General features: G+C 54.5%; 17 protein-coding genes and 1 other annotated feature. Of the genes, 5 read left to right on the forward strand and 12 right to left on the reverse strand.

The window, feature by feature from the left end; all coding sequences use genetic code 11:
- Nucleotides 1-148: 148 nt before the first annotated feature.
- On the forward strand, nucleotides 149-358 hold the full coding sequence (locus tag HSX14_RS31155; protein WP_228723616.1) for a helix-turn-helix transcriptional regulator: 210 nt from the start codon (nucleotides 149-151) through the stop codon (nucleotides 356-358).
- Nucleotides 355-1,782: a YfjI family protein gene (locus tag HSX14_RS10820; protein ID WP_173178444.1), complete on the forward strand. Its 1,428-nt coding sequence runs from the start codon at nucleotides 355-357 to the stop codon at nucleotides 1,780-1,782. The genes HSX14_RS31155 and HSX14_RS10820 overlap by 4 nt, the downstream gene beginning before the upstream one ends.
- 4 nt (nucleotides 1,783-1,786) lie before the next feature.
- On the opposite strand, the gene HSX14_RS10825 is transcribed toward HSX14_RS10820, so the two are convergent.
- From HSX14_RS10825 to HSX14_RS10875, 11 genes are all read right to left on the reverse strand, one after another.
- Nucleotides 1,787-2,431: a hypothetical protein gene (locus HSX14_RS10825; RefSeq protein WP_173178445.1), complete on the reverse strand. Its 645-nt coding sequence runs from the start codon at nucleotides 2,429-2,431 to the stop codon at nucleotides 1,787-1,789.
- A gap of 131 nt (nucleotides 2,432-2,562) precedes the next feature.
- Nucleotides 2,563-3,924, reverse strand: a complete 1,362-nt coding sequence (locus HSX14_RS10830) for a site-specific integrase (RefSeq protein WP_173178446.1) — start codon at nucleotides 3,922-3,924, stop codon at nucleotides 2,563-2,565.
- Between the two features lie 351 nt (nucleotides 3,925-4,275).
- A complete protein-coding gene (locus HSX14_RS10835; RefSeq protein WP_228723570.1) occupies nucleotides 4,276-4,935 on the reverse strand; it encodes a DNA cytosine methyltransferase in 660 nt (219 codons plus the stop codon).
- A 787-nt stretch (nucleotides 4,936-5,722) separates the two neighbouring features.
- On the reverse strand, nucleotides 5,723-6,502 hold the full coding sequence (locus HSX14_RS10840; protein WP_173178447.1) for a DUF6339 family protein: 780 nt from the start codon (nucleotides 6,500-6,502) through the stop codon (nucleotides 5,723-5,725).
- On the reverse strand, nucleotides 6,499-7,404 hold the full coding sequence (locus tag HSX14_RS10845) for a hypothetical protein (RefSeq protein ID WP_173178448.1): 906 nt from the start codon (nucleotides 7,402-7,404) through the stop codon (nucleotides 6,499-6,501). The genes HSX14_RS10840 and HSX14_RS10845 overlap by 4 nt, the downstream gene beginning before the upstream one ends.
- The gene (locus tag HSX14_RS10850; RefSeq protein WP_173178449.1) at nucleotides 7,401-9,251 is read right to left on the reverse strand and encodes a hypothetical protein; all 1,851 of its coding nucleotides are present in this window, start codon (nucleotides 9,249-9,251) and stop codon (nucleotides 7,401-7,403) included. The genes HSX14_RS10845 and HSX14_RS10850 overlap by 4 nt, the downstream gene beginning before the upstream one ends.
- Nucleotides 9,248-10,246 carry a PD-(D/E)XK motif protein gene (locus HSX14_RS10855; RefSeq protein ID WP_173178450.1) on the reverse strand — a complete coding sequence of 333 codons (999 nt, stop codon included), beginning with the start codon at nucleotides 10,244-10,246 and terminating at the stop codon, nucleotides 9,248-9,250. The genes HSX14_RS10850 and HSX14_RS10855 overlap by 4 nt, the downstream gene beginning before the upstream one ends.
- The gene (locus HSX14_RS10860; RefSeq protein ID WP_173178451.1) at nucleotides 10,239-12,632 is read right to left on the reverse strand and encodes a Z1 domain-containing protein; all 2,394 of its coding nucleotides are present in this window, start codon (nucleotides 12,630-12,632) and stop codon (nucleotides 10,239-10,241) included. Before HSX14_RS10860 ends, HSX14_RS10855 begins: the two co-directional genes overlap by 8 nt.
- A 50-nt stretch (nucleotides 12,633-12,682) precedes the next feature.
- Nucleotides 12,683-13,905, reverse strand: a protein-coding gene (locus tag HSX14_RS10865) for an IS3 family transposase (protein WP_173180457.1) whose coding sequence is annotated in 2 segments (ribosomal slippage) — nucleotides 12,683-13,620 and nucleotides 13,620-13,905 — 1,224 coding nt in all. Because the reading frame shifts where the segments join, the coding sequence is not laid out codon by codon here.
- Nucleotides 13,511-13,627 (reverse strand) — a sequence feature (AL1L pseudoknot). It overlaps the preceding gene by 117 nt.
- Nucleotides 13,906-13,917: 12 nt before the next feature.
- A complete protein-coding gene (locus tag HSX14_RS10870) occupies nucleotides 13,918-14,196 on the reverse strand; it encodes a hypothetical protein (protein WP_173180434.1) in 279 nt (92 codons plus the stop codon).
- A 216-nt stretch (nucleotides 14,197-14,412) separates the two neighbouring features.
- A complete protein-coding gene (locus HSX14_RS10875) occupies nucleotides 14,413-14,871 on the reverse strand; it encodes a very short patch repair endonuclease (RefSeq protein ID WP_173180433.1) in 459 nt (152 codons plus the stop codon).
- On the opposite strand from HSX14_RS10875, the gene HSX14_RS10880 reads away from it, so the two are divergent.
- Nucleotides 14,870-16,558, forward strand: coding sequence for a DNA cytosine methyltransferase (locus HSX14_RS10880; protein WP_173180432.1), 1,689 nt, complete (start codon nucleotides 14,870-14,872; stop codon nucleotides 16,556-16,558). The two genes, HSX14_RS10875 and HSX14_RS10880, sit on opposite strands and share 2 nt — an antisense overlap.
- Nucleotides 16,559-17,066: 508 nt before the next feature.
- On the opposite strand, the gene HSX14_RS10885 is transcribed toward HSX14_RS10880, so the two are convergent.
- Complete coding sequence (locus HSX14_RS10885; protein ID WP_173180431.1) at nucleotides 17,067-17,870, reverse strand: XRE family transcriptional regulator; 804 nt, start codon at nucleotides 17,868-17,870, stop codon at nucleotides 17,067-17,069.
- A gap of 105 nt (nucleotides 17,871-17,975) precedes the next feature.
- On the opposite strand from HSX14_RS10885, the gene HSX14_RS10890 reads away from it, so the two are divergent.
- Together HSX14_RS10890 and tcuC are read left to right on the forward strand one after the other, a co-directional pair.
- Complete coding sequence (locus HSX14_RS10890) at nucleotides 17,976-18,827, forward strand: helix-turn-helix transcriptional regulator (RefSeq protein WP_175384248.1); 852 nt, start codon at nucleotides 17,976-17,978, stop codon at nucleotides 18,825-18,827.
- 197 nt (nucleotides 18,828-19,024) lie between these two features.
- Entirely contained in the window at nucleotides 19,025-20,329 is a 1,305-nt protein-coding gene (gene tcuC / locus HSX14_RS10895; protein WP_173179392.1) for an MFS transporter, read from the forward strand.
- Nucleotides 20,330-20,336 lie beyond the last annotated feature (7 nt).

Below are 20,336 nucleotides of genomic sequence, written 5' to 3' on the forward strand. Positions count from 1 at the left end.
TGTTCGCTTTATTTAAGCAGTCCTGATGTTTGCCTGCGACGAGGGACATAGCATTTGTCTTACGTTTGTAAGGAGGGCATATGCGGTGAAAGGCAAAGCTGTAAACACGCAGGTCGATGGTGAGTGCAGGCCTGATAGTGTTCTTAGAATGCGCAAGGTGGTTGATCGATTGGGTATATCGAGATCCACGATATACGACTGGATGAACCCTAAGTCACCCCGTTATGACTCAACATTTCCTTTACCAATAAAGCTATCTGGTAAATGCAGCCACGGAGCTGTGGGCTGGTTGGAGTCGGATATTATTTTCTGGATCCAATCTAGGAAAGTGATCACCATGAATGGTGCTAGGGCATGACGTACTTTTACCGAATACTACCTAAAATTGGTGCTGATTTTCCAAGCCTAACGTCATTGCCGTTGCTGAAGTCTGTCACGGATGAAGCTGAATTTATTATGAAGGCTCCCAGGGATCTGATTTTCCAAGCGGAACTAGCAGCAATCGCTATTGCTTGTCAGGGTATTTATGATGTTTTAAAGCCAACTGGGCTGATTGCCCCAACTTCTCTAATGTTGCTTACAATTGCTGATTCTGGTGAGCGAAAAACCTCGGTGGGTAATTTTTTCTTGGACCCAATTCGCGAGTTTCAACGGGAAATGGATATAGCTTTTGCCGAAGAACTTAGGGTGTGGGAGGTTAAGCAAAGTATATGGGAGATGAAAAATAAAGAAATTTTTAGGTGCATAGTCAAATCTACCCGAGAAGAAGAGTCTTCATTGTTTTGGGAGGAGGAAGCTATTGAGCATGCCAAGCTAAAACCAATGCGCCCGCGACGCTTCAAAATGATTTACGACGACACAACCTCAGAAGCCTTAATGTTTGGAATGTTCCAGAATATACCATCAGCAGGATTAATCTCGACTGAGGCAAATCTGAAAAATAAGGCTTTCCGTGATCTTCCTAAGATGAATTCGTTGTGGGGCGGAGATCCAATAACTGTTGATCGGAAGACGGCCGAAAGCTATGAGCTGAACGATGCGCGGCTGACGGTTGCGTTCATGACCCAGCCAGCCGCATTTGGTAGTTTTGTGAGTGACAATGGTGAGATTCTTCGTGGATCTGGATTGTGGGCGCGATTTTTAGTTGGCAAGCCCATTTCTACTCAGGGTTATCGTGGGTTTGATTATTCTACAGTTTCTCTGGAGCACAGAAAAAAATTTGAAGAACGAATTAAAGCTTTGCTTGAATTAAATTTTGATGTGCTGAAAAAGGGTAAGCGCGCACGCCAGACTATTAGCTTCTCTCCCGAAGCTGCTGACCTATGGGTCAAAATGTTCAATGAAATAGAAGCGGGGATTAGAGTTGGCGGGCGATTCGAAGGTGCGGGAGATCTAGCCTCTAAGCTGGCAGATAACATATCAAGAGTTGCTGCGCTGGTGCATATTTTCGAGGGCGAAAGTGAAATAATATCTCTGGCTTCGTTAAGGTTCGCTATTGACTATTGCACTTGGTGTTCGGATGAGTTCTATCGCATATTTATGCCGGCGCCTGAAGCTGAGGTGAATGCTGCAAGGCTTTTGCGGTTTCTGAAGGATGAAAGGCAAGCGGGTTGTCTTGAAATAAAAAAGAATGACATTTTGATTTATGGTCCTAAATGTGTCCGGAAGAAGGATAAGCTTAATCCGGCGCTGGATGAGTTGGTTTCGGCTGGGTATGTGTCTATTTTTCGACGCGGTAAAACTTGTTTTGTTGATATTTCAGGCGTGGGCTATGGTTTTTAGATGATTAACTTTCTTTGTCATGTGGGGTGGTGGTTTTCGAGCGGAGATTTTGAAGTGTCTTCTGGTTTTTTGGATTAAACACCACTTCAGACGTAATAAATTCTTTCATGTCCTTTATGGTTTCTTCAGCTTTAATACTGGTAATGAACTCTTTAAATTCTTGATTGTTCAGTATGTGATCTACAATGGATGATTCACTGCCCCAGCCTCTGGTTGGGGGCTCTTTCAATATTTCGCTAATCTTTTCTTTTAATTTTGATTTCTTTGATGCTAATGCTTTCCCGCCATCTGAGGCACGCTTTTCTTTAAATTGTTTTTCTTCTTTTTGGTGCTTGTAACCCTCTAGAAAACCAATTAGGTGGACTGAGTGAAAAAGTAAGATCCAGGCTTCATCAATCTTGCCTTTTTCATGGGCGCTGGTAGCGCATAAATAGTAAAGTTTGGCATAGAAGAAGTTTAGTTTAAAAATGCTTCTCTTGCTCTCTTTGTATTCGTGATTCCAGCATTTTGAGATATCCGACCATTTTATTTTTTCGTTCTTAGAGAGTGCGTATATTTCTTTGTCAATATGTCGTTCTAGTTCTTTCGGCCAGTTGTTTTTTAAAATGCTTCTAAGTGTCAGATTGGTCTGTGTAAGTACTGTTTGCATCGAGGCTCTGCTGATGCTGGTAGGAGATTTAGGAAAGTTTGACACTGAGCTTATCCTTTTTATGCTAGTCAAGTAGTTTTGATTTTATATATAGTTTTCTACTGAGTACTGTCTGCTTTGATTTGGAAATTTCAGTTGGCGTTCGACTGCGCTTTGCTGACTAATTGGTCGAGGTGCTTGCCAAGAATATGCCATGCCTCTGCCATTTCCTTAGCATAGCTATGGCGTTGGTAGGTTCGTTTAACCTTGTTTTCTTCGGTGTGGTTAAGACAGCGCTCTGCTACTTCTGGCAGGACGCCCAGGGAAGTCATGATTGTTGCGCCAGTCCGTCTCAAGTCGTGCGGAGTCCACTTTCCTCCGGGAAGAAGTAGGGCCTGAGCGTTGGCGCTTCTGTTTCGTAAAATCCCCTGATCCGGCAGTCGTTGCCGATCACCAAGCTGCTTTGTCACCGTTTTTGAACATACAGGTCCGCTGTTTTGGGTGTTGGGATAACACCAGTGACTGTCGGAGCTGAATGCTAGGACTCTCTTAAAGTGCTGTATAGCGAAAGGTGAGAGGGTTATGTTGTGGGCCTTACCGTTTTTGCTTTGTTCACCAGGGATATGCCAGTTTGCTTTTTCGAGGTCGACATTTTCCCATCGAGCATTTAGTAGTTCACCAATGCGGCAGCAGGTCGATAGAGCAATCCAAATCGCAGCCTCTGAGGATGGAAGCAGACCTGCCTCAGGGGCGAGCTTTGCTAATGTGCGGATTTCTTCCTCGCTCAAAACGCGATCACGCTCGACCTCTTTACCTCCGATCTTAGCTTTGCGAATGCTCGAAGTAGGGTCGTGATCAATTAGGTCCCGGTCTACTGCGAATCTGAACATCTGTCGCATCAGGCTGAAGATCATCTTCGCCATTCGGTTAACGCCGCGCGCAAGCAGCGCATCAGTAACTTCCGTGATGTGACCTTTTTTCACGTCTTCGACTGCAAGCTTGCCGAGATAAGGCAAGACATCCTTTTCGAACATCCGGCGAACTTCTGCACCACCGTCCTTGCGGTTGATTAGGTCGACATTGGCCCAGTGATCGAACAAATTTTGGACGGTTTTCCTGGCTGCCTGTCGGGATTTGGCTTCCTCCAGCGCTGCTTGCTCCGCAGCAATCCGTGCAAGTTTAGCATCACGAGCTGCCACACGAGCAGCTTCCTCGGCCTCTAAATGCTCTTTTATATCCCTTACCCCAGACTTGTGGAGTCCTGCTAGCTCCTTGGCTCGCTGTCCTGCCTCTGCCAGGGTCATTGTGCCCTCGCTACCATCGCGGCTGTACGTGCCTATGGGGAAGGTGATGCGTTCACTGCTGCTGTTTGTGTAGCGGAAATAAAAGAGCCGCTCACCGCTGGGTGTTATGCGAGCTACCAGGCTGCCATGCCCCCAGATGGCGACTTCGCTAAGCCACTTATCGTTCGCACCGGGTTTGGCCGTCATCTGGCGGTCTGTGATCTTGGCCATATGGTCAGCTTCCCCGTTGCCAATTGGTTGCCAATTGAGATTCTCTGGTTGCCAATTCGTTGCCAATTGAGATCGGCTTTCTTCGAATCACATCGTGCTATTTTGGACGATGAAATGGCTGCAGGCCAGTAAAATCAAGGCCTTTGCAATTGTTTATTGGATTTGGTTGAATCTGATTGAACAGGTTGTTACCTGTATGGGGTGCAAGGGGTCGAGTGTTCGAATCACTCCGTCCCGACCATATTTAGAAAAAGGCCCAAGTCGAAAGACTTGGGCCTTTTTCGTTTCTGCGGATGGTCAGAGAGCTAAAGGCGTTAGGGTTCTCGGTCCCATCGTCTATTGGTGGGCGGATTAAAAGGCATGGCTGGATTCTTGGATCAAGGGCAGTCGTTGCGATTCGACCAGAGTTGCCGGGACCGACGAACCCAGTTGCTCAAGGACGTAACGGCCCCATTGCTCAGCCATGGCATCCGCGATTCCTTGATAGGTGCGACTGCGGTTCTTCCATCGATCCGGACCAGGCGCCATATAATGGACCACTGGTTCTCTACCAGCGACGATATCTGTAGGGTGCAGTTTCGGTAGGTTCTGTAGCCATAGATGAGTTTCCTTTCGCTCGCCATGGCCGAACATCCAGGGCTGGATGATCTGGTCCGGCTTACGAATATGGCTAGAGATGACCGATTTGGGATTTTCTAGGGCCTTGAAGTGGATGGGGGCAGCCATCAGGGCGCGGACGAAATCCAAGGCGCGTCTCTGCCGGCCGTCAGCGATCTTTGCGGCAAAGTACCGGGCACCAGACGTGGCAAGATCGGTGCAAGGTGGATGTGCAATCAGTAGATCCCAGCCCCAGTCCAGTAATCCCAAGACGTCGCCTTGGAAGTGCTCCCCAGGTTGCTCGGTGGGCAAGAGGTCACAGCTGACAGCGTAAAAGCCGATGCGAGTCAACGCGTCGCGGACCCGGCCGGAGAATTCGCAGGCAACCAAGGCGGTGGGAAAATGTTTACGCATGAGTTAACCCTCCAGCTCGGAGGGTGTGTGCGGCCGCCTGTTGCTGTCGTAGACCGTACGTCAGTACTGATGCGGTTAGGAGGGGTATCTCCTCCAGTGATTTTGTGACGGTGAATCTCACTTTTCCAGACTCTTCCATGCGAACCCCCTATAATCGCGGGCATCTACCCAATTTTACTGGGTGGAATATTTCCACAGGGCTTGTTGAATAATACCACTTACTGTGGCTTGTGGAATAATTCAACGATCATTTTTAGATCAATATGGAATCAACGCAGGAAAGAGTGAGATATTTTATGTCCAAGTTGGGGCACCGCGAGGTAAGCCTTGCTACTGGCATAAAGGAAGAGCGGTGTAAAACCATTCGCTATGATAAGAGAGCAAATCTCCGAACAAATGAGTTAGATCTCATTGCCGAACACTACCCCAAGTATTCTCTTTGGTTGCGCACGGGCAGAGTTGACCCAAGTAATGGGGAAGTTAGCCCTGAGTACGATGATGCAAATAGAGAAATGGTCGAACGAGGTGAGGAATAGAGGTAACTCTGTTGGTCGCTATACGTCACTTCCCCGAAAGGTGTTCACTAGATCGAGGTAGGCAGAAGCAGGTTCCAGTCCGGGGCGACTTGAAATAAGATGATTAACTGCCACTTGATTTTCACTGATTTATATTCGTAGGATGTAAGTAATCCATGCTGATAATGGATTTTTGCTCGGTGTATCTTGGTTGTATAAATACCACTAAGCAATTTTCAATCTGCAATATAGTCTATTCAAAAAATAGACGTTCAGTTTTTGCTATTTTCCCAAGCCGCCGTAGCAATATCAAAGATTTGGGAAATGACTCGTTTTAGTTCTTCAGGCGAGAGATATGCAAGGTCAATAATCTGATTTTTTACCCTAATAACTTTTGTGGCCGAGCGCATGATGTCTTCCATTGGGCCGCGTCCAACCTTTTCTGCTGTTCTGAGCCAGCACTCTGCTACTGCGTTGGCCAGCGGGGGATTGCCGCCAATTGATGCACGCTCGAATATCTGAACCATCGCATCTTCAGTGAGCTGCTTGACGAGCTCCCAGCGCTCAGGGGCTTCATCGCCTCGGTCCAAGATTGTTCCCCTTACCCAGAGTCTCTGGAAAGCGTTACGAACACCTCCCGCAAAGCGGGCCACCCGTTCACGGGAGTTATCTGCAAAGCGCCATGCCACAACGTCTGGTGCGAGAACTGTCGCCATGAATGCCCAGACATCGTCGCGAAGGGCTTCGCCAGACTTTAGCTCTTTCTTCTGCGCGAGATAGATCGCTGCCTCCTGATCAAACTGCGATCTGGCTGATTGCGAGTTGGTGTTGGGGAAGCCGGATCTCTGGGCGATTCGTCTCAGCTCTACCGCTACGTCGACCGCAACTGCATCAGCTCTGGCGCCACCGCTCGGGGCGATGGATTTCAGCGATGCATACTCACTGAGCAGGTCTATTCCAGTCTTACCGCCGGGAGGTACTTCCTTGAGACGTTCAAGGATGGTGGTGATGCCGTGAGCCTTCAGGCGTGGCAGGAGAGAAACTCGCGTCATTCCATTTCTCCAAAGTCAGCAATGGCCAAGATCGAGGCCCTGAACTTGCCAGGCTTGTAGGTGTGCATTTGACGAATGCTGTCGAGGCTTTGGCCGGAGAAGGCCATTTCCATCCAGACTCTGGCCTGATAGCCAATCGAGCCTTCCTCATACTGGGCAAGCTCTGCTTCATCTTCGCTTGCTAGTGCGGCCTCGATCATCTGCGTCATCACATCGGCGACCATGACCTGGAGCGTCAGAGGATCTCCCTCTACGAACCTTTCGGTTATGTGCTCGTTGTCCGAGTTGATGTAGAGCCTGACGTTACCGCTGAAGTCAGCATCAAGGGTTGTCGGATTCCATTCCACAAGCCAAGGGGCGTGTTGCTCCGGCCTGCCTTTGAAGCTGTCGGAGAAGCTTGCAAGTTCTATGGGGAATCTTGAGTCGCCACCGTCTTCGATGAGGATGTTTTTCTGGCTCTGCCAGAGACGGGCTCCTCGCTGTTTCGGCGAAAGTGCGTTCCCGGCATCGGTGGGAGACTCTAGGAGAATTCGAAGGCTCAGCTGAAGTTGCCCTGAAAGCGTTCTGCCGGGTACGACCGCGTCAACCTCCACGGAGGTGTTGTCCGCGTCAATGATCGTGGTTTGAAGGCGATCGAGTCGGCGTGGCAGGGTTCCGGCTCCGGTCCCCGTAGCCATCACCACCGCAAGCCTGAGGGTTCCGGGATCGATCTCCAGCATTTCTGCAGCTCTCGGGAAATCAATCGCGATATGGGCATTTACCTGAATGTCCTGTTCGTAGTCCCAGTTTTCCAAGATGTCCGAAGCAGGAGAGAGCGGCTCATTCGGTGGACCAATCACCCAGCCGCTGAAGTTCACCACTTCGTTCGAGAGTGCTAGAAAGGGGAGGGCGATCCGGCTCATTGGTTATCCCTGCTCAAGAATTGCAGGCGAACGCCAACGGCAGCTTCTGGTGGACTGAGGACGGAAACTCTGACAATGCCGCTCTGTATCCCCACTATGAGAGTCGAGTCATTGATTGTTTTGCCTGTTTCTATGAGTGACATCTCGATGACTCTTGTTTCGTAGCCCGAAGGAAGATCTCCTGCGTCGGCTTTAGCTCCATCGGCAATCAGATGGGGTTCAGCAAAAAGCTCAAGCGAATCATTGCCTTCATCATTCTGAAGGTCTGCTTCGAACACGGCACAGCGTTGGCCCTGCTCGTCGATTTTCAAGCGAATGAAGCGTGCAGGAGAGATGAAGAGTTCGTTTCTCCTGGATGGGCTTCGCGGTGCTGGTTTTGGCTTGCCTGGTCCCTTCCCTGAAACGGAGTCAAGCAAGCGGCCGAGGCGGGTGGCTGTGCTTGCGAGGGATGGGCCGCGTTCGCCCGCGTTGGCGTTGGGTTGCAACACCGGGGTTGCGTAAGTGCTTGCGATTGATTCGATGCGCTTGAGTGCAACTCGGACATACGTTTTTGCATTGCGGTCAGGCAGATTGTCCGGGATCCAGTCGTCATGAGCTGGTGGTTCGGACAGCGCGAAGGCTGACTCCACGTCATTTTCATCCGAGCAGATAAAGACGCCGGCCCATTCGAACCGTGAGTCAGGATAGGGGTTGCCCTCTACATACTTCACGATCAGCTCGACAGGGCGCATTAGCGCTATATGTCTGGCCTGCTTTGGTATGACAGAAAGCTTGTCCAACGCAGCTCCAGAACGGGCAGCGCAGAGCCCCTTCGCAATAACTAACTTCCCGAGATTCTTCTTGGGGCGTTCACTCCTGATGATCTCTACATCGCGATCTTCGCGATAAGCCGCCATGGCTGCTGCAAAGCGATCAAACGGGGGGAACTCTTCTGGAATTGGCAATGGCACTTCATTACCTTCGATTTCCACTCGAATGTTGAGCTTCTTTGCTTCAGGAGTAGAAGCAGTGAGTCTGGGCCAGAAGTTCCACAGGATGATCTCCTGAATGTAATGATCGACAGGCCGTGCCTCGTCACCTTCCTCAAGATGGGGTGCGAGAATCATGATCGAGGTTCCGGTATTGTTGATGTCCCGCTCTGGCATTCCCAGTGATGCTGCTGTGGTGGCGGCTGACTCTTCCGTCAACGGGTCAATACCGCCTTCTCCGTCGCTCACTCCCCACCAGTGCCGTCCAGTGAAGCGCTTGCGCCTACCATCGCCGGCGTCTCCATCGAAAGCAGAACCCAGGTGGCAGCCCATGAATCTGCGTATTGGCTGACCCTCGCAGGTGGTCTGGCTGTCGACTAGGATGGTTGAGCAGGCGCTCATCGCGTACAGCGAGGTTTTGCCGTAACCGTAAGTGCCGCCGCCGTGATGCGTATCGCGAGCGACCCCCACGTTTCGCAGGAAGTTGACGAAGTCGAGGGACTCTTCACCGTCCGATGCCACATCTCCCGAGGTCGGACCGCCAAGCCCCGTGGAATTGAAGTCGCAGATCTCCAAGACCTTGAGGTTCTGCTTGTTGATTGCTGCGACTATGTCCTCACGGGTCTGATCGTCTTGAGGAAGATCACCTAGCACCCGGTCTTTGAGTGCGCTGCACTGTTCGGCTGTCAGCGTTCTCAAGCGAATCTGCAGGGAGGGGCCGTGTCCCATTCGAGCAGCATCAATGCTGTTCTGAATGGACTCTCGGAGGACGGTCTGAAGCAGATCTTGGGCAGGGCTCCCTAGGAGCCGCTTGAACCCGTCTGCAGCTATGTTTCCTGTCTTGGCGAACGGTTCGCTGAAAAGTTCCAGTCGTGTCATCCAGCAATCCTTTTGAGTGCTGTCTCACTATCAAGGGGGGAGAGCTCGAAGGATTTCGAATGGCTGAGATCAACCCAGTATTCCAAGGCGAACACACCAGCTGGAATGGCCCCTGCCACGAAGCTGGAGCTGACAATCCGGGGAAAGCCATCCGTAATAACGTAGAGCGTCGTTCCTTCTAGGGTGAAGGTGAGGCGATTCCACTCTGGCGAGTGCGGATCGGCACACTCCAGCGCTTCAAGCCCTTTTTTTATTGAGCCTTTATCGACACCGAGTTTGATGAGGTCGTCAAAGAGGACTCTCACGGAAAGGGGGCCTTTCTCTACTCGCTCCAGACGAATGTGGGCCAGGTGCAGGGTGCCTCCGGCAGGTGGGTCCAGTTGATCAATGCCGTGAATGGCCACTCTGGTCGCGTCGGAGCGGCCGGAGGTCTTCACCTCCAGTGCGTGGACGTCCCGTCGAAAGTCATGACGCAATTCGTGGGGGCCGGTCCAGACTTCTGCGGCAGCCGTGTTGTAGCTGGCCAGGCGTCTTAGAATTTCCAGTTCGCCGATTAGGCCTTGGATCTTGATGTCGGGGATCTCGTCACGAGACTGTTCCCTAAGAAGCTCCCTGAAGTCGTCAATGGCCTCGACCACGGCTTTGAGGGGAGCATGGCCTTCGGTAATCCGTCGCAGAATTTCCTCTGCTAGCTCAGCGAACACTAGGTCCAGAGAGCGATCTAGGGACATGATGTCGATGAACAATGCCCTTTTTCCGGCGACGTTGAAATTCGACGTCGTTACTTGGAGCTTCGAGGTGGACGAGAGGCTTTTTAGCGAGGCACTTACTGCAACAGGAATCAGAAGGCGCGGCTGCCCTTGGGGACCGATCGCGTATCGCGCCTTGCCGAAGCCTGTCGTTATGCCGGAGTCGATGCTGGGGACTTCGATTACTCCGTCACCAGCACCGGTTGCGTTCAGCCTCTTCCAGCGTTCGATGGCACGTTTAGTCATCAAGCGCCTCTGCTAGGGCCTCGGCGAGTGCTTCTTCTTCCGAACCAGCCTGCTCTGGGACTGGGGCGTCCAGTTCGACCGAGAAGTAGTCACCGGCCTGATCCTGGGTGCCTGGGAAGACAATGCCGATACCGATCAGATCGCCAACGGCATCGAGGTCGGCACGATTATCCGATTGTTTTTTCGACTTCCCATCGATTACATAAAGCAGCAGTAGAGGGATATTCGGGCGCCGCTCTTTGTATCCAGACCAGCCTTTATCATCTGAGGTGGTGGCACTGGAAGGGTCGGCGTCGATGAGGATGTCGCTCTTCGACATCAGAGCCTTGATGTCGGCATACCCTCTTTCGTTTCCAGGCAACTGAGAACGACGAGCTGCGTTTACTGTGCCAAGAACGCCCAGAGGCTTTGCAGAAATATTTTCCCCGCTCGGGGTGATGATGCCGACGTTCCATTGTCGAAGGCTATCTGATGCTTGGTCGATATAACCGAGCAGGAGATCCTTCTTCAAGTCCATGTGGTGCTCGCTGATGTCATATGCGAGCAGGAATTTGCGAATCTCCTTGAGGGATACGTCTCGAACGAGCCAGCGCTTGCGCTTGTTTTGCTCCTCAATCACCCGTTCGCCCGAAATTTCATTAATGAAAGCGACGGCTGCATCCCAGTTTCCCGCGACTTTACTGTGGCTCTGATGGTCGAAGCGAATGGTCTGCACGTGGCGACCTTCGAAGCTGATGTTGCTGCGATAGGCGTGTCGCATCTTGGATGCTGCGGTGATTGCCATCCCTGGGATGGCACGGACCCGAACCGCGAATTCTTTCGGCGTCACATTGTCCTTCTGATAAGTGCTGATGTCTTCGCGGATCTCCTCCTCAATGCGAGCGAGCGCTCTGAAGTTCGAAGCCAATTCTGCAGTAGTCCAGAGACGGGGCAGATCTTCATAGCCCTGCCTGTAGCCGAACCAGCGGCCCATCTGCAGTAGTGTGTCGTACTGCATGGAAGTGCGCAGGAAGAAGGACACTGACAATCCTTCTAGGGTAAGGCCACGGGCCAGAACTGTGCCGCCGACGACGATGTAGACCTTCGGTTCTTTGGTGAAGTCCAGCCGTTCCAGACTCTCGCCATTCTCGACAGCAAACTCCAAGGCATCCAGTACGCTACTAAGATGGGGAATCAGATCGTCTAATGAGTAAGCATCTTTGTATTCGAATGGAACCAGACTCGATTCTTCTTGGAGCAGCTGATTCATTTTGTTGTGCAGATCACCGGACTTGCTGATCAGTGCGTCTTGGTTCTCTTTGATCCAGCCTTCTAAAAGCTTGGCCATTCTGGTGTGCTGGATAATGTAAGGGGAGGTGTGGACAAGCATGGTCATATGCTTGTCTTGTTGGCCTCGAGCACGCCGGATCGCGCAGCTGAGCAAGAACCAGAGGGTGGCTTTCTCCAGTTCGTCGGTCATCTGAGGATGGAAGGTGTCCTTATCGCCTGCGCGAGCAGGACGCAACTTACCCAACTTCTCTGTCGGGACGTTGCGAATCATGTTCCTGCCGGCTTCTTCAGGAGATTCTGGATTGTCGGGGTTGTCCGGGCCGAAACCAAACACCTCGCGCGCGCCGAAGTACCCTTCTGTTCTGGGCAGTGCGGTGATGAAGTCTTCTGGGTAAAGATCGTCTAGGTCGTTCTGATTCAGTGGATATGGATCGATAAATACGTTGGCAAATGGAGTCGCCGTATAGCCCACGTATGAGACCGACGGCAGTGCTTTGAGAATCTTGCGGATCTCGGCGTTGATCCGGGTCATATCGTAATCGTTGTCTGAAGAATTGACCGAGGCTTGGTCGCATTCATCATCAATCAGCAACACCTTCAGCTGCCGGAGGATCGCTAGCGGTGTCTTCGGTTTGCCCTTGTCGTCCACGATCGTCTTACGGAATGTCTCCAGTCGCGACGTGACCTTCTTCATCACAACGAGCTGTGCACGCCCCTCGACAGGCATGGTGAACGAGCCATTCATTGGGTAGGTGAAATCACCGTCATCTTTCTCGGTGGTGTAGAGCTGCCACAGCGGTCGATGGCGATTGACGATGTCGTTCTCTATGCGTCGCTGAGTTTGAGCGCGCAGCTTGTTCGTCACCCCGCCCAGTAAGACAATCAGGTTGTACCCAGCATCCACGGCCTTGGCGATCACAGCCGTCATGTTTGCCGTCTTACCGGACTGAACATACCCGACGACCAGGCCTCGATGGCGGAAGCTCTCGCTCTTGGGGTTGGCGAGCAGCGAGACTACCTCTGACGAGCTTTCGTCAATGGATGCAATGGCATCTTTATTCCAGCCCTTGCTGTTCGACAGATAGCCTTTTAGGGCCGGCCAATGAACATCCTTCATCGCCGGGCCCGTGAATCGCCCCGGCTTTTGTGGAGGCCGTTTCGTTTAAGTCAGGCCGCCATGGCCTGACCTGCTTGTTGCTGGTGGAAGTTTGCCTCAGCCTCCGCAGGCGGGATATAGCCGATTGAGCTCAACAGGCGCTGGTGGTTGTACCAGTGCACCCATTTCAAGGTCGCCATCTCAACAGCCTCGCGGCTCTTCCACGACTGGCGGTAAATCAGCTCGGCCTTGTACAGCCCGTTGATAGTCTCAGCCAAGGCGTTGTCGTAGCTGTCGCCCTTGCTGCCAACCGAGGGTTCAATACCGGCCTCTGCCAGCCGCTCGGTGTAGCGGATCGAGACATACTGGCTGCCACGGTCGCTGTGATGGATCAGACCACCCGTGCAATGCGGCTGGCGGGCATACAGGGCTTGCTCCAGAGCATCCAGCACGAAGTCGGTCTTCATGCTGGTACTGACTCGCCAGCCAACGATCCGCCGCGCAAACACGTCAATCACGAAGGCCACATACAGCCAGCCCTGCCAGGTCGACACGTACGTGAAGTCCGACACCCACAGCTGATTTGGACGGTCGGCATGGAACTGGCGCTGCACACGATCCAGCGGACAGAGCGACTTGTCGCCGGCCACCGTTGTTCGCATGACCTGGCCGCGCCTGATGCCCTGTAATCCAGCCCGACGCATCAACCGCTCCACCGTGCATCTGGCCACCTCGGTGCCTTCTCGCCGGAGCTGCTTCCAGACCTTCATCGCGCCATAACACTGCATGTTGGTGTCCCATACACGCTGGATTTCCAGGATCAATGCGTCATCGCGTCGAGCACGGCAGCAACGTAATGCCGGGTTGCGCTGCTGAGCCGCGTGCCTGCGGTAACCGGACGGGGCGATCTGCAAGACACGGCAGATCGACTCGACCCCGAGACGGTCACGATGCTGATCGACAAATGCCCTCAGGATTTGGTGCGGCGGTCGAGCTCCGCCTGGGCAAAATACGCACTGGCCAGGCGCAGAATCTCGTTGGCTTTGCGCAGCTCGCGGTTCTCGCGCTCCAGGGCCTTTATGCGCTCGCGCTCTTCGCTGGTCTGACCAGGGCGCTGACCGGCATCGGTCTGCTGGCGGCGAATCCAGCCATGCAGGGTTTGCGCTGCGCAGCCGATTTTCGGCGCAATGGCCTCAATGGCCGCCCACTCGGAGGGGTAGTCGTTCAGGTGTTCCAGAACCATGCGCACAGCACGTTCACGGACTTCGGGGGAGTAGGTCGTAGTCTTTCTCATGGCCTCATCTTCTCAAGAGTTGGGGCCTCCACGAAACCCGGGGCGATTCACCGTGTACCAAGGGTCACGCTTCTTGACGAGAGAGTTGCGACGAAGAATTTCGACATCCTCAAGCGAAGCTACAACCTGCTCCAAGGCGAATGTCAGGCTCTGCTCCATTTCCTCGGAGAACGAAATTCCCATGCTGGTGATGTCCTGCCTCAAGGCTTGCGCGGCTTGCTCAGGCGTGTCGTGGGTAGGGAGTTTGTCGCGAATCTGACGAACGAAGGCTTCGATCTGCGGGGTTGTCACGGCAGCATTCCTTACTTGCAGTCCAGAGTTATCAACGGTCCTGGTTCGCTGGACGGGTCGTTCCGTTCGACATCCAGGCCGCTCCTTTTGGTGTCACTTTGCCATCTTGTGGCCGGAGAGCCCAGCCCGAATTACTTAGGTTGGCGCATCGGGGTAAGCGTATAGGGAATATCGTGACACCGTCCCATCGAACCCAGCAACGGCAAGCCTCAACCGTCAGGCAGTGACTGGGGCAGGAAAGGCGGGCCAGGAGATATATTTTTGATTACAATCCGGCACGGTTTCCAAAAGCCAGTTCATCTCTGCTTCCGGCCCGCGTATCCCGCACTCCCACAGCTCCAGCACTCGCCACCCCATGGCCAGCAGGGCATTCTTGTTCCTGGTATCTCGGGCGACGTTCTGGTCAAATTTGCTCTGCCAGAATTCCGGGCGGGTACTGGGGGTAGTCGCATAGCGACAACCGAGGTGCCGATGCCAGAAGCACCCATGCACAAAAATGCATACGCGATAGCGCGGAAGCACCAGATCCGGCCTTCCAGGGAGGTCCTTTTGGTGCAGGCGATACCTGAAGCCGTGTCGATGTAACAGACGCCGGACTTTCATTTCCGGCGATGTGTCACGGCTACGAATGCCCGCCATCATGCGAGACCTGATTTCTTTACTGACTATGTCCATGACTCAAGACCAGCAGAACCTCTTCGAAGATACGCTCAAAGACCCAACAGAAGAGCTTGCCCGTGCTATCCAAGTGGTTGACCTCTTCGCGGGCCCCGGGGGCTTGGGAGAAGGTTTCACTTCGTTCGGCGAAGGCAACCGCTTTGACATCGTCGTGTCTGCGGAAAAGGATCCTAAAGCCTGGCAAACTCTTCGTCTGAGGGCCTTTTATCGGCTGCTCAAGAAGGAGCGGCGTGACCGCCTCCATGAGTACTATAAGTACTGCAATGACCCATCCGCATCCGGTGAATTCACTCCTTCGGACGAAACAAGAGAGCTATGGGAGAAGGCAGCCAAAGAGGCCCAGTGCATCACCCTTGGTAGCGTCGAGGGAAACGCGGCTTTAGACAATGCTCTGGATCAACGTCCTGGCGGCCTCCAGCACGAGCGCCCGTGGGTTCTTATTGGTGGTCCGCCCTGTCAGGCTTACTCCGTCGTCGGGCGTGCCCGTAATCAGGCCAAGGTCGACTACGTGGCTGAAGAGGATCACCGCCACTTCCTCTACAAGGAATACCTGCGAATTATTCGAGAGAAGCAGCCGACCATCTTCGTGATGGAAAACGTGAAGGGCATTCTCTCCTCCAAGATCAACAACGAGCGGATATTCTCCAACATACTGAAAGACCTGTCTGCGCCCCCTGAGGGTGAGGCCGGTAAGCGCTACCACATCTATTCGTTGGTGACTGGGACACATTTTGCCCCGGATGACGATGTCGACAAGATTGATCCGCGGGCATTCATCATCAGAGCTGAGGACTACGGCATTCCTCAGGCTCGACATCGCGTCATCCTATTGGGGATCGCAGAAGACTGCCTCCCTGATGATGTGACCCAAGTAAAGCTGAGCAAGGACAGCCCGGTGGCTACTGTGGGGCAGGTTCTGGGGAATTTGCCAAAGCTGCGTAGCAGCTTGACCAAGATTGAGGATAGCCAAGATGCGTGGGCCTCTGTCGTAGTAGACCAAGTGAGGTACTTGCGCGATCAGGTCGATGTTAAAGAGGAGCTGTGGCGAGCTTTGGGCGATGTCACGAAGGACTTCAATCCTCCGGCAACCCCTGGTGCAAGAAGGGTTCCGCGAGCTCCCGGCAACGTTGATGGCGCGACTGGCAATCAAGCTCTTGATGAGTGGTACCGAGACAAGGATCTGAATTGCTGGCTTAACCATGAGGTTCGAGGGCATATGCCGACCGATCTGCGTCGCTATGTTTTTGCAGCTGCCTACGCCAAGCTCAATGGTTTTTCCCCAAAGGGACACAAAGGTTTCAACCTTGAGGGCTTGGCGCCCGACCATAAGAACTGGGAGAGTGGCGTATTCAGCGATCGATTCCGAGTACAGACGGAGAATCTGCCGGCTACGACGATCACCAGCCATATCTCCAAGGACGGGCACTACTTCATCCACTATGACCCGCAACAGTGCCGCAGCCTGTCTGTGCGTGAAGCAGCTCGTATTCAAACCTTCCCAGATAACTACTTCTTCCAAGGAAATCGAACCGAGCAATTCCATCAGGTTGGCAATGCCGTTCCACCGCTATTGGCATCTAAGATCGCCAGAGTCGTCTTCCGATTGCTCTTCGAAAAAGTGAAAGCGTTCGACGAGAGGACAGCTGCGCTTGAGCAGGTGGAACCTAAAGCTGTGTGCGGTTGATTTGAGTAGCTCTTCGTGATTTTTCTAGCTCTAGGAGCTAAGGAGCTAAGGAGCTGAGGGGCATGGAGGGGAGAGTCATGACCTTTTCCGCAACCTAGGCTTCCTCTTCGAAAGAGGGCTCCCCTCACTTTCCGCGATTAAAGGCATGATCGGCAGCCAGGCATACCAAGGGTATGCATGTGCTTGCGCGCTTCGCGCCCACCATTGAGCGTTGAGGCGTATGAACCGAAAACCAGCGCCTGCGGCCATCGAAGCCTATCCAGCGTCCTGCGGGCGCTCTGCTGTCATACGTGAATTGCTGGAGAGTTGGATCATGTTGACCAACGCGGCACACTGGCCTGCGCTCTGATCGCCTGACTCTTCCGTTTCAGGTTGGAGCTGCTCGCGCACCTGGCGCGGATATGCCGAAAGAGAAGACCGGATGTTCACTACAGCAGATGGATTGGCCTGAATAGCGCAATCTGTCGGATGTGGCTCTAAGCGAGCCAAAATATCAGAGCGCAGCGGATCAGAACTTCTTGATCGCAAACCCCACCAACACCCGCCCACGCACCTCCACATCCGCCATCGGCACTGTGCGCGGCTTGTGGCTCGGGTTGTCCGCAATCAGTTCAAGCTGCTCTTGTCCCGCTAATTGCAGGCGGCGGATGAACAGGTGGTCGGCCCAGTTGATCAGGTAGACGCCGTCGCCATTGAAGGTGCTCACGCCGCAATCGACGATAACGGCGTCGCGGTCGTTGAGGGTATCGGCCATGCTGTTATCCCACAGGACGACAATGGCCAGTTGATCCGCACTCGAATACGCCGCAGCTTTTTCCTGCAGAAAGGCTTCATTGAGCGTCAGGCTGCTGATGGTTTCGCTGTAATCAGCCGGTCTCGGAGCGCTGGAGGGCGATTGATTGAAGTTGTAGTGAGAGATTGAAATCTCTTTGCGATCGCCACTAGTTGGGTGAGTGGCGACCCCTTTCAACTCTTCCAGCACGACTTGAATCGCGTCTGCCGTGATGGGCTCTTCGAGTTTGCTGAATCTGGCCTGCGCAGTGGTTAACCAGGACTGGATATCCACCGATGCGGTGTCTTTGCGTGGCGGGGCACCGGTGCCGGTCAGCAGCCAGTCGATGGTGGTGTCGTACTTCCTGGCAATGGCGATAAGGTTGTCATTGCGCAGGTTCTCGGTATTGCCGCTGTACCACCTACGCACCGCTTCGTAGCTGACTCCACATGCATCGGCAATATCCCTCTTTATCCGCCGCACATCGATATCCGGCTTCCGTGCCTGCACGAGTAGATCTAAGCGGTCGGTAATTTTCATGCGGCGCAATCTACAAGAGCGCACAGCAAGCAAGATTGTGTTTATTTCACAACTATGCTTGTATTTTGAGGTGCATGTTTTCTAAATGAGAGGGAGCTCAATTTCATGAACGCGCGTCTCGCTGAATGGACCCAAGACATCATCACCATCCTCACCCAACCCCCGGGCCAACCCCAGCTGCAGGCTTTGACCGACTGGCTGCAGCGAACCGCCCCGGTCGATCACGTCTCGCTGTTCCTCTTCGAAGGCAGCGATGCGCCCTTGCCGCTGTTCCACACCTTGCCCGCCGAGCTGCAGGCCACCTTCATCGACGACTACCGTGGCGGTTCGTACCTGTTCGATCCGTTCTTCCTCGCCTGCACCTTCGAGCGGCCGGATGGCCTCTACAGCATGCGCACGCTGGCGCCGGGGAGCTTTCGGGACAACCACTATTTCCAGCTCTACTACCGCCGCCTGGAATTGAGCGAGGAGCTGGGCTTCTTCACCACGCCCGCGCCGGGTTGCCGCGCGGTGTTGTCGTTGATGCGCGGGCAGGGTGGGGCGGTGTTCAGCGAGGAGGAGCTGGAGCTCCTGGGCATCGCGGCGCCGGTGGTGCAGGAGGTGGTGCGCCTGGCCTGTGAGGCGCGGGGCCAGCCGCCGGTGGATGCGCTGCAGCCCAGCGACCATGTGCGCGAGGTGTTCAGCCTGTTTGCGCGGGAGCTGCTGACGCCGCGCGAGTGCAAGGTGGTGCAGCTGCTGTTGCAGGGCTATTCCAGCAGCGAGATCGCCCAGCAGCTGCGCATCACCCGGGGCACGGTGAAGGTTCACCGGCGCAACCTCTACGACAAGCTGGAGATCGGCACCCAGGCGGAGCTGTTCGGGTTGTTCGTGCGTGAGCTGATGGGCGCGCGGATGTTCAGCCGGCCGCAGCGACGCGGCCGTGCCCAGTCGCGCTCTGCTGTCAGCCGGAGCCAATGAGCACCATCCCTGCGCGCCATCGAGCGCTGCATCCCTGCATCTTCCTGCCTGCCTCGGCGGGCCCGATCCAGGCGCATTGATAAATTCCATGCATCAATGGATGCAAACAAAGCACTTATCGTTTCAAAGTGTGTCAATCAGAATCCGGCGGCAGAAAGCGCTAATAAGCCCAAACAAGACCGCTGGAGAAACACCTCATGCATGCCTCCCCCAAGCCAGGCTCGTCTGCCGCCCGTTCCAAGGCGGGCGCTGTATTCCGAGTCACGTCCGGCAACTTTCTCGAACAGTTCGACTTCTTCCTCTTCGGCTTCTACGCCACGCAGATAGCGGCCGTCTTCTTCCCTGCCTCGAGTGAGTTCGCCTCGCTGATGATGACCTTCGCCGTGTTCGGCGCCGGCTTCCTGATGCGCCCGCTGGGGGCCGTGATCCTGGGCGCCTACATCGATGATGTCGGCCGCCGGAAGGGGTTGATCGTCACGCTTTCCATCATGGCCAGCGGTACGCTGCTGATCGTTCTCGTGCCGGGCTACTCGAGCATCGGCCTGTGGGCTCCGCTGCTGGTGCTCGTCGGGCGGCTGCTCCAGGGCTTCTCGGCGGGCGCCGAGCTGGGCGGTGTGTCGGTCTACCTGGCGGAGATGGCCACGCCGGGGCGCAAGGGCTTCTACACCAGCTGGCAGTCCGCCAGCCAGCAGGCGGCCATCGTCGTAGCCGCCGCGCTGGGGTACGGCCTCAACCAGCTGATGGCGCCGTCGATGGTCGCCGACTGGGGCTGGAGGATTCCGTTCGCCATCGGCTGCATCATCATCCCCTTCATCTTCTTCCTCCGTCGCAGCCTCCAGGAAACCGAGGAGTTCACCCGCCGCACCCAGCGCCCGACGATGAAGCAGGTCTTCGCCACCCTGGCCGCGAACTGGAGCATCGTCCTGGGCGGCATGCTGATGGTGGCGATGACCACGACCGCGTTCTACCTCATCACCGTGTATGCGCCCACATTCGGCAAGACGGTGCTGAATCTCAGTACCACCGACGCCTTGCTCGTCACCCTGCTGGTCGGCCTCTCGAACTTCTTCTGGCTCCCCATCGGCGGGCACCTGAGCGATCGCTTCGGGCGCAAACCCATCCTCATCGCCATGACCACGCTGGCCATCTTCACGGCCTACCCGGCGCTGTCGTTCCTCGCCCAGGCGCCGAGTTTCGAGCACATGCTGGAAGTCCTGCTGTGGCTGTCGTTCATCTATGGCCTCTACAACGGCGCGATGATCCCGGCCCTCACCGAAATCATGCCGGTGGAGGTCCGTGTCGCCGGCTTCTCGCTGGCCTACAGCCTGGCCACCGCCGTGTTCGGCGGCTTCACCCCCGCGATTTCCACCTGGCTCATCCACCTGAGTGGCGACAAGGGCGCGCCGGGCTACTGGGTGACCTTCGCCGCGCTCTGCGCCCTCTGTTCCACCCTCGTGCTCTACCGCCGGAGCGCCTCGCGCGCGCCCGTCCCCGCTTGCTGAGGATTCA

Origin of the sequence: Pseudomonas tohonis (assembly GCF_012767755.2) — a bacterium.
Taxonomy (GTDB): Bacteria; Pseudomonadota; Gammaproteobacteria; order Pseudomonadales; family Pseudomonadaceae; genus Metapseudomonas; species Metapseudomonas tohonis.